Origin of the sequence: Streptomyces spiroverticillatus (genome assembly GCA_014650415.1) — a bacterium.
Taxonomy (GTDB): domain Bacteria; phylum Actinomycetota; class Actinomycetes; order Streptomycetales; family Streptomycetaceae; genus Streptomyces; species Streptomyces spiroverticillatus.
The window spans coordinates 14,902-29,112 of record BMUX01000015.1; the positions used below are offsets into that span (position 1 = coordinate 14,902).

General features: G+C 71.9%; 15 protein-coding genes. 4 read left to right on the forward strand and 11 right to left on the reverse strand.

What is annotated here, in order from left to right; translation table 11 throughout:
* Positions 1 to 143: 143 nt before the first annotated feature.
* Both IE269_RS31365 and IE269_RS31370 read left to right on the forward strand, forming a co-directional pair.
* Positions 144 to 1,052, forward strand: a complete 909-nt coding sequence (locus IE269_RS31365) for an ADP-ribosylglycohydrolase family protein (RefSeq protein WP_189826619.1) — start codon at positions 144 to 146, stop codon at positions 1,050 to 1,052.
* Between the two features lie 108 nt (positions 1,053 to 1,160).
* Complete coding sequence (locus IE269_RS31370; RefSeq protein ID WP_189826620.1) at positions 1,161 to 1,760, forward strand: Uma2 family endonuclease; 600 nt, start codon at positions 1,161 to 1,163, stop codon at positions 1,758 to 1,760.
* A gap of 16 nt (positions 1,761 to 1,776) precedes the next feature.
* On the opposite strand, the gene IE269_RS31375 is transcribed toward IE269_RS31370, so the two are convergent.
* From IE269_RS31375 to IE269_RS31420, 10 genes are all read right to left on the reverse strand, one after another.
* Complete coding sequence (locus tag IE269_RS31375) at positions 1,777 to 2,415, reverse strand: LysE family translocator (protein ID WP_189826621.1); 639 nt, start codon at positions 2,413 to 2,415, stop codon at positions 1,777 to 1,779.
* Between the two features lie 31 nt (positions 2,416 to 2,446).
* Positions 2,447 to 2,911, reverse strand: a complete 465-nt coding sequence (locus tag IE269_RS31380) for a DUF3291 domain-containing protein (protein WP_189826622.1) — start codon at positions 2,909 to 2,911, stop codon at positions 2,447 to 2,449.
* Positions 2,878 to 3,945 carry an amidase family protein gene (locus IE269_RS31385; protein WP_189826623.1) on the reverse strand — a complete coding sequence of 356 codons (1,068 nt, stop codon included), beginning with the start codon at positions 3,943 to 3,945 and terminating at the stop codon, positions 2,878 to 2,880. The genes IE269_RS31380 and IE269_RS31385 overlap by 34 nt, the downstream gene beginning before the upstream one ends.
* Before the next feature lie 5 nt (positions 3,946 to 3,950).
* A complete protein-coding gene (locus IE269_RS31390; protein WP_189826624.1) occupies positions 3,951 to 5,408 on the reverse strand; it encodes a penicillin-binding transpeptidase domain-containing protein in 1,458 nt (485 codons plus the stop codon).
* The gene (locus IE269_RS31395) at positions 5,405 to 6,823 is read right to left on the reverse strand and encodes an FtsW/RodA/SpoVE family cell cycle protein (RefSeq protein ID WP_189826625.1); all 1,419 of its coding nucleotides are present in this window, start codon (positions 6,821 to 6,823) and stop codon (positions 5,405 to 5,407) included. Before IE269_RS31395 ends, IE269_RS31390 begins: the two co-directional genes overlap by 4 nt.
* 93 nt (positions 6,824 to 6,916) lie before the next feature.
* The gene (locus IE269_RS31400) at positions 6,917 to 7,348 is read right to left on the reverse strand and encodes an SH3 domain-containing protein (protein ID WP_189826626.1); all 432 of its coding nucleotides are present in this window, start codon (positions 7,346 to 7,348) and stop codon (positions 6,917 to 6,919) included.
* Between the two features lie 110 nt (positions 7,349 to 7,458).
* The gene (locus IE269_RS31405) at positions 7,459 to 8,739 is read right to left on the reverse strand and encodes a sensor histidine kinase (protein ID WP_189826627.1); all 1,281 of its coding nucleotides are present in this window, start codon (positions 8,737 to 8,739) and stop codon (positions 7,459 to 7,461) included.
* Positions 8,736 to 9,602, reverse strand: a complete 867-nt coding sequence (locus tag IE269_RS31410) for a hypothetical protein (RefSeq protein ID WP_189826628.1) — start codon at positions 9,600 to 9,602, stop codon at positions 8,736 to 8,738. Before IE269_RS31410 ends, IE269_RS31405 begins: the two co-directional genes overlap by 4 nt.
* A gap of 22 nt (positions 9,603 to 9,624) precedes the next feature.
* Positions 9,625 to 10,293, reverse strand: a complete 669-nt coding sequence (locus tag IE269_RS31415) for a class F sortase (protein ID WP_229898389.1) — start codon at positions 10,291 to 10,293, stop codon at positions 9,625 to 9,627.
* A gap of 99 nt (positions 10,294 to 10,392) precedes the next feature.
* The gene (locus tag IE269_RS31420) at positions 10,393 to 10,698 is read right to left on the reverse strand and encodes a zinc-ribbon domain-containing protein (RefSeq protein WP_189826629.1); all 306 of its coding nucleotides are present in this window, start codon (positions 10,696 to 10,698) and stop codon (positions 10,393 to 10,395) included.
* Positions 10,699 to 11,020: 322 nt separating this feature from the next.
* On the opposite strand from IE269_RS31420, the gene IE269_RS31425 reads away from it, so the two are divergent.
* Complete coding sequence (locus IE269_RS31425; RefSeq protein ID WP_189826630.1) at positions 11,021 to 11,812, forward strand: nuclease-related domain-containing protein; 792 nt, start codon at positions 11,021 to 11,023, stop codon at positions 11,810 to 11,812.
* Between the two features lie 505 nt (positions 11,813 to 12,317).
* On the opposite strand, the gene ligD is transcribed toward IE269_RS31425, so the two are convergent.
* The gene (ligD, locus tag IE269_RS31430) at positions 12,318 to 13,202 is read right to left on the reverse strand and encodes a non-homologous end-joining DNA ligase (RefSeq protein WP_189826631.1); all 885 of its coding nucleotides are present in this window, start codon (positions 13,200 to 13,202) and stop codon (positions 12,318 to 12,320) included.
* Positions 13,203 to 13,235: 33 nt separating this feature from the next.
* On the opposite strand from ligD, the gene ku reads away from it, so the two are divergent.
* On the forward strand, positions 13,236 to 14,210 hold the full coding sequence (gene ku / locus IE269_RS31435; RefSeq protein ID WP_189826632.1) for a non-homologous end joining protein Ku: 975 nt from the start codon (positions 13,236 to 13,238) through the stop codon (positions 14,208 to 14,210).
* The last annotated feature ends 1 nt before the right edge of the window (position 14,211 follow it).

Consider the following 14,211-nt stretch of genomic DNA (forward strand, 5'->3'; position numbering starts at 1 on the left):
TCATCGCCTCGGCACTGGTCTCCGGCGGGTACGGGGGTGGACGGGGCCGCTTCACCGGTCTCGCCTCGGGGTACGGATGGCGGTCTCGTTTCGGGGGCCGGAATGGTGTGCGCCTCCTTGTCGCGGCGGGCACGATGCTCTGCATGGACACATCCAGCACTCCTCCCGAGAGCCGCCGCGCCGCCCGCCGCAGCCTCGAAGCCCTCGCGCTCGGTGACGCCTTCGGGGAACGCTGGTTCCCCCTCTTCCGCTTCCGCGAGGGCCTGGTCCCGGACAAGGCGTACGAGGACGTCCGCGCCCGGCGGCTCCCGGACGGCCCCGTCTGGCACTGGACCGACGACACGGCGATGGCCCTCGCTCTGCACCTGGTGCTCACCCAGCACGGCCACGTCGACCAGGACCGCCTGGCCGCCTGCTTCGCCCTCACCTTCGACGCGGACCAGGGCCGGGGCTACGGCCACGGCATGCACGTCCTGCTCCCGGAGCTGCTGGTCCACCCGGGCGACTGGCGCACGCTCGCGCCGACGCTCTTCGAGGGCGGCAGTCTGGGCAACGGGGCGGCGATGCGGGTGGCGCCGCTGGGGGCCTGGTTCGCGTACGACCTCGAACTGGCCTCCGCCCAGGCCCAGTTGTCGGCGGAGGTCACGCATGCGCATCCGCAGGGCGTGGCCGGCGCGGTGGCGGTCGCCGTCGCGGCGGCCCTGTCGGTACGGGGTGAACTGACGCTCGCGGAGGTCGCGGCCCGGACCCCGGCGGGCCCGGTCCGCGACGGCCTGCTGAAGGCCGCCGCCCTCCCCTTCACCACCGAACCCTGGAAGGCCGCCGACCTGCTCGGCAACGGTCAGCACATCCGCGCCGACGACACGGTCCCTTTCGCGGTCTGGACGGCCGCGCGGCACCCCGCCTCGCTGGAGGACGCCCTGTGGGCCACGGCGGAGGGCTTCGGCGACGTCGACACGACCTGCGCGATCACGGGCGGAATCGTGGGGGCGCGGGTCGGGGTGGAGGGGATGCCGGGGGAGTGGCTGGAGCGGAGGGAGGGGCTGGGGTGAGGGCCGACTGTCAATGCTGAACCGCCACTCACACGTACGAGGGGCGGTTCGGCAATCACTCTGGGTACGCTTCCCGTGTCAGTGAGACTCCGCCCCATGGGAGCAATCATGAGCGCCGCACGCGAGTACGGGCTGGACGAGAGTCACGAGTGGGTCCGTCCGCCTGTCGGCGGGTGGACGGCTGACGACCTCGACCGGCTTCCGAATCTTCCTCCGCACACGGAGCTGATCGACGGGAGCCTCGTTTTCATGAGTCCGCAGACCTTCTTCCACATGGCTACTCTGCGCCTGCTGGAGAACGCCCTGTGGAGCCAGGCCCCGGAGGACTGGCGCGTCGTACGTGAAATGACCACCAAGCTGGCCAAGCGCGATCGACCGGAGCCCGATCTCATGCTGGTGCGGGAAGAGGCCCTTACCGGGCCGTCGCAAACCTGGTATGCCCCGGAGGATCTTCTCCTGGCTGTCGAGATCGTCTCCGAGGAATCCACGGAGCGCGACCGCGAAACCAAACCCCGCAAGTACGCCAAGGCGGGCATTCCCCACTTCTGGCGCGTCGAGGAGAACCACGGCCTGCCCGTCGTCTACGTCTACGAACTCGACCCGGCGACACAGGAGTACGTCGCGACAGGCATCTTCCACGACCGCCTCAAGCTCTCCGTCCCCTTCCCGATCGACATCGACCTGACGGCGGTCAACCGCCGTCGCTGAGCCGTGTCCGTGCGTGTCACTCGGAAGCGGCCAAGCGCAGGCCGAGGCCTACGATCACGGTGCCCGTGATGCGATCGAGCACTCGCCGCGCGGCGGGGCGCTGGAGTTGGCCGCGCAAGGTGCGCGCCAGTGCGATCAGCGCGGTCGACCAGACCAGTCCCAGCAGGATGTGTACGCAGGCCAGCAGCACCCCGGTGGTGAACTGCGGGGCGCCGGCCGGGATGAACTGCGGAAGGACCGCGACGTAGAAGACTCCGACCTTCGGGTTGAGGAGATTGGTGACCAGCCCCTGACGCCAGCCGGGGAACATGCCGTCCCCGACGGGCTGATCAGCGTCGGCACCCTCGGCCTGACCGCCCGAGCGGCGCAACGTGTCCCACACCATCCGCCCGCCCAGCCACACGAGATAGGCGACGCCCGCCCAGCGCAGTGCCTCGTACGCCAGCTGGGAGGCGGTCAGCAGCGCCGTGAGCCCGAGCGAGGTGAGAGCGCCCCACAGCAGCGTTCCCGTTTGGATCCCCAGGACCACGCCCCAGGCGCGCCGACGACGCCCGAGTGCCGCAGTGCGCAGGACGAGTGCGGTGTCGATGCCGGGTGTGATGGTGAGCAGCCCCACGACGAGCACGAAGGACCACAGTGCGGTACCCATTTCCATGCGGCGGTACGGTACATGGTCCTCCCTGCCCCTACCCCTCCGCCCCCGGCGCCGGGAACTCCGCCCGGAGGGTGAACGCCCGCTCCGTCGGACCCTGTTCGCGCAGCAGCGTGAGCCGCTCCTCCGCCTCGCGCACCCCCGGCCGATGGCCTTCCGGCACCCACCACAGGGCCGTCATCGCCTCCGCCACCCGCTCGAACCACTCGTTGCGCCGCTTCAGCAGGTCCCGGTGCCGGCCCGCGTATATGAACGCCTTCAGCGATTCCGCGTCCCGCCACACCGACATGTTGACGATCAACCAGTCATCCTCGAAGATTCGGATCTCCGTGGCGTCCCCGCCCTCCGACTCGAGCCGCCACACGAAGCCCTCCGCCGCGTCGGCCGTCGCGTTCACCGGCTCCAGCGCTTCCACGAAGTCCTTCAACTCCGTTGATTCCAGAGGGAATCGGAGCCGGGATATGTTCACCTGGGCGAGTTCGTACCGTTCGGAGTCCATGGCGGCACGCTAGCCGCCACCCCCGCCAGCAGCCCCTCCGTCCCGAAGTCCGAGACGAGTTGCAGGCCCACCGGGCACCCGTCCTCCGTGAAGCCCGCCGGCACGCTCACCGCCGGATGCCCGCTCACGTTGAACGCCCATGTCAGAGAGGTCGAGAAGCGCCCGCCCGGCCCCTCGTGCCCGTGCGGGCGGAAGGGTGTGGTCGGGGTCGCCAACACCCTTACACCGGTGAAGAGTTCGGCAAGGCGGGCCGCGTTCTCCCGCGCCACCACCCCCGGCGCACTCCCACCCCGTATCGCGAACCACTCCTCCTTCGGGTCGAGGAGCGCGAAGCCCGGTGGCTCCTCCAGGCGGAAGAGCCGCTCCGCCGCCGCCCGCGCGATCCCCACCACCTCCTCGTCCAGGTCGGGGCCCGCCGCGAAGCCCAGGTCCGGCGACCACACCGCCCGCCCCGGCAGCACCCCCGCAGCCTCGTACCCCTCCACCACGCACCCCAAGTACGCCTCCAGCTCCGCCGCCGACCTCCCCAGCACCCCCGCCGTCGCCAGCCCCGTGCGGTCCGGCGACGGCAGCAGTCCCCGCGTCGTCCGCAGCCCGAACACCCCGCACCAGGCCGCCGGTATCCGCACCGAACCCGCCCCGTCGCTCCCCGTGGCCAGCGGCACCATCCCGGCCGCGACCGCCACCGCCGAACCGGCCGACGAGCCGCCGGGGGTCAGGTCCCGGCGGTACGGGTTCAGGGTCCGGCCCCGCGCGCCCAGCCCCCACGTCTGCCAGTAGGTCCCCGGCCCCGGCACCGACGTCGCCCCCACCGGCACCGCCCCCGCCTCCACCAGCTTGCGCGCCGCGTAGGAACGCAGCCCCGCCCTTCCCTTCACCGCGAACGGCAGCCCGTACAAAGGGAGTTCAGAGCCGTCAGGCACAGGCGCGGCGTCCTCCCACACCTCCAGGAACGCGCACAGGCGCGGATCGGCCTCCGCGATCCGCGCCAACGACTCAGCCACTGACTCAGCCACCGACTCCGCCACATCCATGCCGCTCAGTCTCCCAGCACCGCCTCCATCACCGACCGCGCGATCGGCGCCGCCAGCCCCCCGCCCGTGATGTCCCCGCGCCGTGCCGCCGCGTCCTCCACCACCACGGCCACCGCCACCCCCGGCGTCCCCGCCCCGTCCTTCTGGGCGAAGGAGATGAACCAGGCGTACGGCACACCGGAGTTGCCCACCCCGTGCTGCGCCGTGCCCGTCTTGCCGCCGACGACCACGCCCGGGATGGCCGCGTTGCCGCCGGTGCCGTTCTCGACGACGTCGATCATCATGCGCTGGAGCTGCATGGCCGTCGCCGGGTTCATCGCCTGCTGGTACGAGCGGACGGCCGTCTGCGAGACCAGGCCGCCCTTCTTCGTGGTCGTGCTGTCCACCAGGTGGGGGCGGTTCAGGTCGCCGCCGTTCGCCACTGCCGCCGCAACCATCGCCATCTGCAGGGGAGTTGCCCGGGTGTCGAACTGGCCGATGGAGGACAGGGCCAGCTGGTCGTCGCTCATGTTCTTGTCGAAGTTGCTCGCGGCGACCGGCGACGGGATGCGGATGCCCTTGTCGTTGAAGCCGAACCGGCCCACCGTGTCCAGCATCGACGCCAGCCCCGTCTTCACCCCCAGGTTCGCCATCACCGTGTTGCACGACACCCGGATCGCGTACGCCAGCGACGCGTGCTCGCAGCCGCTCGCCTCATTGGGGAGCGGGGTGCGTGTGCCGGGCAGGATGTAGGGGTCCGGGGTGTCGGTCGGCGCGTCCACGTCGACGACCGTCCCCGCGTCCAGCGCCGCCGCCGCCGTCACGATCTTGAAGGTGGAACCCGGCGGGTACGTCTGCCGGATCGCCCGGTTCAGCATCGGCTGACTCGTCGAGGAGTTGAGGCGGGCCCAGGTGTCGGAGACCGTGCGGCCCGTCCCCGACAGCGTTCCCGGATCGTACGAAGGGCTGCTGACCAGTGCGAGGATGCGTCCGGTCGAGGGCTCGATCGCGGCGACCGCGCCGCGTCGGCCGCCCAGGCCCTCGTACGCGGCCTGCTGGGCTGCGGCCCGGATCGTCGTCGCCACGTTCCCGCCGGGCTGCTGCTTGCGGGTCAGGTCGGTCCAGAAGGGGAGCGGGGCGAGCATCGGGTCGGTGCCGGAGAGGATGTCGTCCTCGGCGGCCTCGACGAAGGCGGTGCCGTACGTCTGGGAGGCGTAGCCGGTGACGGGTGCGTACAGCGGGCCCTGGGTGTAGGTGCGTTCCCAGCGGAGTTGCTCGCCGGTGTCCTTGGAGCCGGTGACGGACTTGCCGTCGACCAGGATGTTCCCGCGCTGCTGGTCGTAACGGACGATGTTCTTGCGGCGGTTGGCCGGGTTGTCGTCGAGCGAGTCGGCCTGGAATACCTGCACGCGGGCGGCGTTGAGGAGGAGCGCGACCAGCAGGACCAGGCAGCATCCGGCCGCCCGGCGGATGTATCGGATCACGGCTGCTTCCTCTCCAACTGGTCCTGTACGTGGCTGAGTTCGGCCAGGTCGCGTTCCACCACGGCGGCGATCTGGCCGGTGTCGGCGGTCGCCGGGCGCGGGCTGCGGGCCGAGTCGCTGACCCGGATCAGCAGCGCCACGATGATCCAGTTGGTGACGACGGACGAGCCGCCCTGGGCGAGGAACGGCATGGCCATGCCGGTGAGCGGGATCAGCCCCATCACGCCGCCCGCGATGACGAAGACCTGGAGCGCGACGATCGAGGCGAGCCCGATGGCAAGGAGGCGGCCGAAGGGGTCGCGCAGGGCGAGGCCCGCCCGGTAGCCCCGGGCGACCAGGAGTGCGTACAGGAGGAAGAGTGCGGTCAGGCCGGTCAGGCCCAGTTCCTCGCCCGCCGTGGCGAGGATGAAGTCGGACTTCGCGGCGAAGCCGATGAGGATGGAGTGGCCGAGGCCCAGGCCCGTGCCGAGCATCCCTCCCGCGGCGAACGCGAAGAGGGACTGGGCCAGTTGGCCGGGGCCGTTGCCCGCCTCGATGGAGGCGAAGGGGTGCAGCCAGTCCGCGACCCGGCTGTGCACATGCGGCTCGACCGAGCCCACCGCGTACGCGCCGACGGCCGCGAGCAGCAGGCCCACCGCGATCCAGCCGGTGCGGCCGGTGGCGACGTACAGCATGATCACGAAGAGGCCGAAGAAGAGGAGCGAGGTGCCCAGGTCCCGTTCCAGGACCAGGACGCCCACGCTGAGCAGCCAGATCGCGACGATCGGCCCGAGGACGCGGCCGGTCGGGAGCTGGAGGCGTTTGAAGAGGAAGGTGCGGCCGGTGTACGCGAGGGCGTTGCGGTTCGCGGCGAGGTAGGCGGCGAAGAAGATCGCCAGGAGGATCTTCGCGAACTCGCCCGGCTGGAAGGACAGCCCCCCGAAGCGGATCCAGATCTTCGCCCCGTTGATCGCGGGGAAGAAGATCGGGACGGCCATCAGGACCAGGGCCGCCGCGCACGAGACGTACGCGTACCGGGACAGCACGCGGTGGTCGCGGAGGAGCACGACGACCGCGATGAAGAGGCCGACCCCGAGCGTGGACCAGGTGAGCTGGGTGAACGCCGCCTGGGTCTTGGGGGTTTCCAGGTCGAGGCGGTAGATCAGGACCAGCCCGATGCCGTTGAGGAGGACGGCGATGGGCAGGAGCAGCGGGTCGGCGTACGGGGCGCGGAAGCGGACCGCGAAGTGCGCGACCAGGGCGAGGACGCCGAGCCCCGCGCCGTACTTCAGGGCGTCCGGCGGGGCGGTGCCGGTCTTGCCGAGGCCCGTGGCGCAGTAGCCGAGCACCGCGATGAGGACCGCCCCGACGAGGAGGCAGAGCTCGACGCCGCGCCGCTTGGGGAGGCGGAGCTCGGGTGGGGGAGCGTCGGTCACTCCGGAAACGTAACAAGTGATTGTGCTTAATGTCCGTATATGTCATCGAGGGGGCGGGGCGTCACTCCCGTCCCCCTCGGGTGGTGGCGTACGTCAGCACCAGCGGGGGGAGTGACCGCCCTTCGGCACGATGTACTGGGCGGAGCCCCAGGCCCACGTTCCGTCGGTGAGCAGGTACCAGTGGTCGTTGCCCTCGACGTGGTCGCCGGTGGTCTTGCAGAAGATGTGCACCGTCGCGCCGTACGGCTCGGTGCGGATGATGCGGCTGCTGCGGGTGGGCTTGTCGCGCAGCTTCAGGCCGGACCTGGCGGTGACGCGGCCCTCGGTGTGCCGGGGGTGGGCGGCGGTCTGGTCGGCGGGTGCGGTGTCGGGGGCGGCCTGGTCGGCGAGGGCTGTGTCGGGGACGGCTTGCTCGGCGACGGCCGTGTCGGGGACGGCATGGTCGGCGAGGGCCGGTGTGGCGGCGAGGGTGGCGGTCAGTGCGCCGGCGGCGACGCACAGGGCGAACTTCTGGGGGGTGAGCATGTTGCCTCCTAGGGAGGAGTGGCCGCGCCCCGTTGCGGGACGCAGCCCTCAACTCGCTTGCTTCACCCTAAAATCGCCACTTATTGATCGCAAAGTGTCACTTTGTGTTGCTATGCGGGGGAATGGGGCAGTTCCTCGTGCGCGGGCAGGACGAGCCGGGCGACCGCCCCTCCGTCCGGCGCGTTGGCGAACGTCAACCGGGCCCCGATCACCTCCGCCTGGCCCACCGCGATGGTGAGACCGAGCCCGTGCCCGCCCTTGGCGCCGCCCGCCTCGGTACGGAAACGCTGCGGCCCGTGCTCCACCAGATACGCCGGATAGCCGTCCCCGTGGTCACGCACGGTGATCACCGGTCCGTCGACGGTCAGCTCCACCGGCGCCCGCCCGTGCTTGTGCGCGTTCGCCACGAGATTGCCCAGCACCCGCTCCAGCCGCCGCCGGTCCGTCTCCACGCCCACGTCCCGTACGACCCTGACCTCGGTCGGGGCGGGCACCGCGCGCACCGCCCGCTCGGCCAGCGGCCCGAGCCGGTGCAGGTCCAGCTCCACCTGCTCGCTGCCCGAGTCGAGCCGGGAGATCTCCAGCAGGTCCTCGGTCAGCCGCCGCATGGCCTCCACCCGCTCCTGCACCATCTCCGACGGCCGCCCCGGCGGCAGCAGCCCGGCGGCGGCGGTCAGGCCGGTCAGCGGGGTGCGCAGCTCGTGGGCGACGTCGGCGGTGAAGCGCTGCTCGCTCAGCAGCTTGCCCTGGAGGGTGCCGGCCATGGTGTCCAGGGCGCCGGAGACGATCGCGACCTCGTCCTTGTGGCGGTCCGGGTCCTGGTTGCGGGGGTCGTGCACCCGGGCGTCCAGGTCTCCGGCGCCGATCCGGCGGGCCACCCGGGCGGTCTGGTGCAGCCTGCGGGTGACCCGGGTGACGGCGAACGCCCCGACCAGCAGCGTCGCGCCGATGGCCAGGACGGAGGAGCCGAGGATGGCGCGGTCCAGACCCGTGATCGTATCGACGCCCGGCTGGTAGTCGAGTGCCACGGCGAGCGACCGCCGGTCGGCGGCGCGGGCCGCCCACATGCGGGGGTGGCCGTCGGGGTCGTTCGCCACGACGGTGCCCTGCTCGCCCTTGCGGTTCAGCTGCCGCAGCGATTCCGGCAGCCCCGGCAGGTCGATGCCCGCGCCCGGCGGCAGCGGCTCGCCCGCCTCGTACGCCTCGGCGGCCCGGCCCAGTTTGTCGAGGGCCTTCTCGCGGGCCTGCTCGACGGTCTGGTGGGTGACGGAGACGTGCACGAGGGCGCCCAGGAAGAAGGCGAGGAGGCAGCAGATCACGGTGAGGAAGGCGAGCGCCTTCCAGGTCAGCGAGGCGGTCCAGGCGGGGAACCGCAGGCGGGGGCGGCTCATGCGGGGGGTCCGGGGGTGGGGGAGGACTCCGCGTGGTTGTGCCTGCCTCCGCCGGAACCCGTGCCCCCGCCGGAACCCGTGCCGGGCCCCGTCCCCGGGCCGGTGCCGGTGCCCGTGCCCGGGCCGGTGCGGTGGGGCTTCGGGCCGCGCAGGATGTGCACGATCTGGTCCTGCGTGGCGAGCATCGCGTGCTGGCGGGCGTCCCAGGTCCAGGCCGTGCGGTACTCGTACCCGGCGATCCCCGCCGGCACCCGCAGCACCAGGTCGCGGCCCGCGAACGCCACGCTGGTCACCGCGTCCGAGGTGCCCATGATGCGGGTCAGCCCGCCCTTCTCGGCGAGGTAGGCACGGATGGCGAGCTGGCCCTCCGGCATCCGGATGCCGAGGATCAGCTCGTCCTTCCCGTCACCGGTGAGGTCGCGGTAGTACGGCTGGAGGACCGGGCACTGCTTGGGCTGCTCCTTGCAGCGGCCCAGCCGGGCCACCGTCTCCGCGTACAGACCGTCGGGTCCGCTGTACGTGTCCGGATGCGCGTCCACCTCCGCCTGCACGACCGCGACCGGGTCCACCTTGTGCACGTTGCCGCCCGGGACCGTGATGCCCTTGGCGGTCTCCGTCTCGGCCGCCCCGAAGTCCTCCGCAGGGGCGGTCGCGGGCGGCAGCGTGGGCCACAGCCGCACCGGGCCGACCGCCGTGGGGGCGGGGCCCGCGCTCTTCAGCTCGCCCGCCTGGACGCAGCCCGAGACCGCGGTGCAGACCGCGCCCGCGAGCAGGGCCGCCACCACGGGCGTACGGGTACGGCCGGGGAGCACCGGTCGGCCGACCGGGCTCCCGCGGCCGTCGGGGCGGCGGCGGAGGAACAAGGACTCCCCTCCCTGCCGGCCCCTACTTCACGAGGTCGGCGAAGAAGATGATGTTGTCAGAGCGGTGTCCGTCCCGGATCGGGCCCCCGCAGGTGATGAGGCGCAGTTCCGGGCCTGCGGTCTTTCCATAGACCTTATTCGTAGGGAAGTCCTTTTTGTCCACTTGCTGAATCTCGCGGATCCTGAACTTGGCGGTGCTGCCGTCCGCCCGCTTCACCTCGATGGAGTCGTTGATCTTCATCTTGGCGACGTTGCGCAGCAGGGCCGGGCCCTTGGCGGTGTCGTAGTGGGCGACCAGGATCGAGGCGCCCTTCTCGCCGGGGGTGACCGCGCCGGTGTACCAGCCGGGCTTCTCGGCGTCGTCGACGGACGGCACCTGAAGCTCCTGGTTCTCGTCCAGCCCGAGGTCGAGCATGGTGTCGGTCTTCACGCCCGCGGAGGGGATGATCAGACCGGTCGGCTTGGAGGCCTTGAGCGGCTCCGCCTTCCGGCCCTGGTCCTGAGGCTGGCCGGCGGGCTGGGCCGCAACGTTCTTGACGTTCACGTCCGGCGCGAGGGCCGCGGAGGCGCCACCGCCGCCGCAGGCGACGAGACCGCCGCCGAGGGCGACGGTGAGAGCGGACGCGGCCACGAGCCTGGCCGTGCGGGGCTGCTGCTTGCTGGGCTTGTTCGCCATAGTCGCGGTACTCATGTGATGAATCCTAAATGTCCGCTATTGCGGGGATTCATCGTTCTTGTAACAGCCGTCCGACGGCCCGCATCGCCGCAGGTCAGGGGTGTGTACGAGGGCTCATTGCTGGTACGGGTTCTGCTGCTGCGGTATTCCTCCGGCGCCCTGCGGGAAGTCCTGGCCGCCGCCCATGCCGCCCTGGGCCTGGAGCCGCTCGGCCTCCTCCCGCTCCACCCGCCGCTCGGCCCCGCAGAAGGTGCACTGCGTGGCGTACTTCGTGGAGACGGGGAACAGGGGGATGAAGAAGAGGGTGAACTTCGTGACGTGCTTGCGCAGGGTGTGCGCGGCCGGATTGCCGCAGTGGCCGCAGAGCAGGGTCAGGATCGCCAGCTGGTAGATGTAGCCCCTGGTGCCAAAGATGATCATGTCTGCCCCCGATTCGCCGCGCCCGGGGGGTCGGCCTCGGGTGCTGGTCCGCTGGTCCTGGTCTGCTGGTCTGCTGGTTGTCTGGTCGCTGGTCCGCTGTCGTACCGCCTGATGCTCCTGCAGTGTTTCAACGCACGGCGCGCGCCCGTGGTTCCCGGGACGGCGCCGGGGCTCCCGGCCGGTCGTCCGCGACCTTCCGCGACCTTCCGACAGTCCGCTCCCGGTCAACTCCCGGACAACTCGCGGTCAACTCCCGCCCTCGTGCGCACAGTTGTTGCCCCGGAGGGTTGCCTGCTGTTCCCATGGCAGGGGGTGATGCACCATGAAACCACTGCGAGTCACACCGGCCCACGGCCACGGCGGTGCCCGTCTCTACGTCACGCTCGCCACCGGTCGCACCCTCGCCTGGTACGACCGGGACACCGGCCGGGTGAGCCTGCTCGCCGAGGGGCGGCGCGAGGAGGTGCTGACCGCCCTCGCGCCGTACGTCACGGGGCCGCTCACCGTCGGGCCGCCCCCGGTGCCGTCCGCCGCCGACCTGGCCCGGCTGGCGCTCCACCCGGACGACGACCTCGCGCCGAACCGGCCCGGGGAGGCGCTGTACGCGGGGCTCGCGGAGCCCTCGGCGCTGCGGCGCTTCCGGGCCGATCCGCAGCGGGAGGCGCTGGCGGCGCTCCAGCGGATGGGGGAGGAGCTGGAGGGGCTCGAAGGGGTGGGCTGGCGGGTCCTGCACTGCGTGCCGCTGCCGGGCGGAACGCACCTCGACTTCCTCGACCACCTGCTGATCGGCCCCGCAGGGGTGCTCACGGTCCGCACCGTGCCGGCCCGCAACCGGCGCTTCACCGTGCAGGACACCCACGTACGCCGTGCGCTGCACGACGCGGAACGGGCCTCCCTGGCGCTGGCCGCGGGGGTCCGCGCCTGCCTGGCCCTCGTCGGCGCCCACCGCACCGACGCGGCGCCGCCCACCCCGGACGACCTCCCCGACCTCCACGTCCTCCACGACGGCTCGGCGGCGGCCACCCTTGCCCGCCTGGGCGGCGTCCTCAAGCCGGCCGACATCGAATCCCTCCACGCCCTCGCCCGCAACCGCCACACCTGGCTCCGCCCGTAGCCCCTTGGGCGGCGCTCCCCTCTCCGCCGCCGTTCCCTTGGACGGCGCCCCTCCCTTTCCGCCGAGCCCCCTTGGGCGGCGGGGCCGCCCCCGCCCCTTCCTCTCCCCTCGTCCCCTTGGGCGGGGCCGCCCGCCCCCCTTCCACCTCCCTCCGCCGCCTTGGGCGGCGGGGGCCGCCCCCCGGGGGGGGCGGGACGGGCGGGCAAGGGGACGGTACGCCCGATCCGGGCCCACCCCGGTTCCGGCCCCTGCCCGCACTTTCAGTGCCGGGTGCGCGCAGCCCCGGGGCCCTCGGGGCGCCTCCCCGTGCCGGGTGCGTGAAGCCCCGGCCCGCTGGGCCAAGGAGGCCCCAGCCCCGCCCCTTCACCCAAAGCGCTCGCCGCGCGGCTGGGTGGGTGGTTGCTCGCGCAGTTCCCCGCGCCCCTGAAAGGGGCACGGACAAGCGGCCCGCACAGGAAGAGCTCGCCCGCGCGGCGGAGCCGCACAGCGGCACAGCCCCGCGCCCCTAAAGGGGCGGCAGTCCCCCCGCCCGGTTCGGATTCAGGAGGGGGCCCAGCAGGTCCCCGTACTCCACCAAGCGCCCCACCACCTCCTCCATCCCGAACGACAGCCCCCGTGGCCGCGCCTCCAGCTCCTCCCACCCGACCGGCGTCGACACCGTCGCCCCCTCCCTCGCCCGCACCGTGTACGCCGCCGCCGTCGTCTTCGACGCCGCGTTCTGGCTGAAGTCGACGAACACCTTTCCGCGCCGAAGCGCCCGCGTCATGCGCGCCACCACCAGGCCGCCGAGCGACGCCTCCGCCTCCTGCGCCAGCGCCTTCGCGTACGCCGTCACCCGTTCGGACGGCGTCGGCTCCACCGGCACCAGCACGTGCAGGCCCTTCGAGCCGGAGGTCTTCACCCACGCCCCGAGCCCGTCCGCCGCCAGCCGCTCCCGCAGCCACAGGGCGACCTCGGCGCACTCCGCCGTTCCGGCCGGCGCCCCGGGGTCCAGGTCGAAGACCATCCGGTCCGCGACCCCGGGCGAGTCCACCCGCCACTGCGGCACATGGAACTCGACGACCAGGTTCGCCGCCCACATCAACGACGCGAGATCGCTCACCACCACCTGCCGCGCGGTCGTCCCCTCCGACCGGGGCACCTCCGCCGTCTTCAGCCAGGCGGGCTTGCCGGGCGGCGGGTTCTTCGTGAAGAAGGTCTCGCCCGTCACCCCGTCCGGGAAGCGCAGGAAGGACATCGGCCGGTCGTGGACGTGTGCCAGCAGCGCCCCCGCCGTCGTCGCGACGTAATGCAGCAGTTCCCCCTTCGTCGTGCCCGACGCGGGGAACAGCACCTTCTCCAGATTGCTGAGGGCCAGCCTTCGACCCTCCACCTCCGTCATGGGCGACATAACATGAGAATCCCACCGAAAGGGATCACGGGCATGAGATCAATCTGGAACGGCAACATCTCCTTCGGACTGGTCAGCATCCCCATCAAGCTCTTCAACGCGACGGAGAACCACTCCATCTCCTTCCGTCAGATCCACACCGCCGACGGCGGCCGCATCCGCTACCGCAAGGTGTGCGAGCTGGACGAGCAGGAGGTCCAGTCCGCCGACATCGGCAAGGGGTACGAGGACGCCGACGGCTCGATCATTCCGATCACGGACGACGACCTGGCCGCGCTCCCCCTGCCCACCGCCCGGACCATCGAGATCGTCGCCTTCGTGCCGCTGGCCTCCATCGACCCCCTCCAGATGGACCAGGCGTACTACCTCTCCGCCAACGGCGTTCCGGCCGCCAAGCCCTACACGCTGCTTCGCGAAGCACTGGCGCGCAGCCGCAAGGTCGCCATCGCCAAGTTCGCCCTGCGCGGGCGCGAGCGCCTCGGGATGCTGCGTGTCGTCGGCGACGTCATCGCCATGCACGGCCTGCTGTGGCCCGACGAGATCCGTCAGCCGGAGGGCATCGCCCCCGAGGGCAACGTCACCGTCCGCGACGCCGAACTCGACCTGGCCGACACCCTGATGGACACCCTCGGCGAGGTCGACCTCTCCACCCTGCACGACGACTACCGCGAGGCCGTCGAGGAGCTCATCGCCGCCAAGTCCGAGAACGGCGGGGCGATGTCACCCGCCGCGAGCGAGAAGAGCGGCGGCGACGCCCAGGTCATCGACCTGATGGCCGCCCTGGAGAACAGCGTCCGCGCCGCCAAGAGTTCCCGGGGCGAACCGGCCGACGCCGGTACGGTCACCGAGCTCAAGCCCCGCAAGAAGGCCGCCGCGAAGAAGACGGCCGGTACGGCGAAGAAGGCGGCGGCCAAGACCGCCAAGACCGCCAAGGCCGGCACCGCGAAAGCCACCGCCAAGAAGGCCCCGGCCAAGAAGGCGCCCGCCCGCAAGCGGACCCCCGCCTGAC

Coding starts and splice junctions, on each gene's coding strand:
- IE269_RS31365 (WP_189826619.1), top strand. CDS start 144: ATGGACACATCCAGCACTCCTCCCGAGAGCCGCCGCGCCGCCCGCCGC.
- IE269_RS31370 (WP_189826620.1), top strand. CDS start 1,161: ATGAGCGCCGCACGCGAGTACGGGCTGGACGAGAGTCACGAGTGGGTC.
- IE269_RS31375 (WP_189826621.1), bottom strand. CDS start 2,415: ATGGAAATGGGTACCGCACTGTGGTCCTTCGTGCTCGTCGTGGGGCTG.
- IE269_RS31380 (WP_189826622.1), bottom strand. CDS start 2,911: ATGGACTCCGAACGGTACGAACTCGCCCAGGTGAACATATCCCGGCTC.
- IE269_RS31385 (WP_189826623.1), bottom strand. CDS start 3,945: ATGGATGTGGCGGAGTCGGTGGCTGAGTCAGTGGCTGAGTCGTTGGCG.
- IE269_RS31400 (WP_189826626.1), bottom strand. CDS start 7,348: ATGCTCACCCCCCAGAAGTTCGCCCTGTGCGTCGCCGCCGGCGCACTG.
- IE269_RS31405 (WP_189826627.1), bottom strand. CDS start 8,739: ATGAGCCGCCCCCGCCTGCGGTTCCCCGCCTGGACCGCCTCGCTGACC.
- IE269_RS31415 (WP_229898389.1), bottom strand. CDS start 10,293: ATGAGTACCGCGACTATGGCGAACAAGCCCAGCAAGCAGCAGCCCCGC.
- IE269_RS31420 (WP_189826629.1), bottom strand. CDS start 10,698: ATGATCATCTTTGGCACCAGGGGCTACATCTACCAGCTGGCGATCCTG.
- IE269_RS31425 (WP_189826630.1), top strand. CDS start 11,021: ATGAAACCACTGCGAGTCACACCGGCCCACGGCCACGGCGGTGCCCGT.
- ligD (WP_189826631.1), bottom strand. CDS start 13,202: ATGTCGCCCATGACGGAGGTGGAGGGTCGAAGGCTGGCCCTCAGCAAT.
- ku (WP_189826632.1), top strand. CDS start 13,236: ATGAGATCAATCTGGAACGGCAACATCTCCTTCGGACTGGTCAGCATC.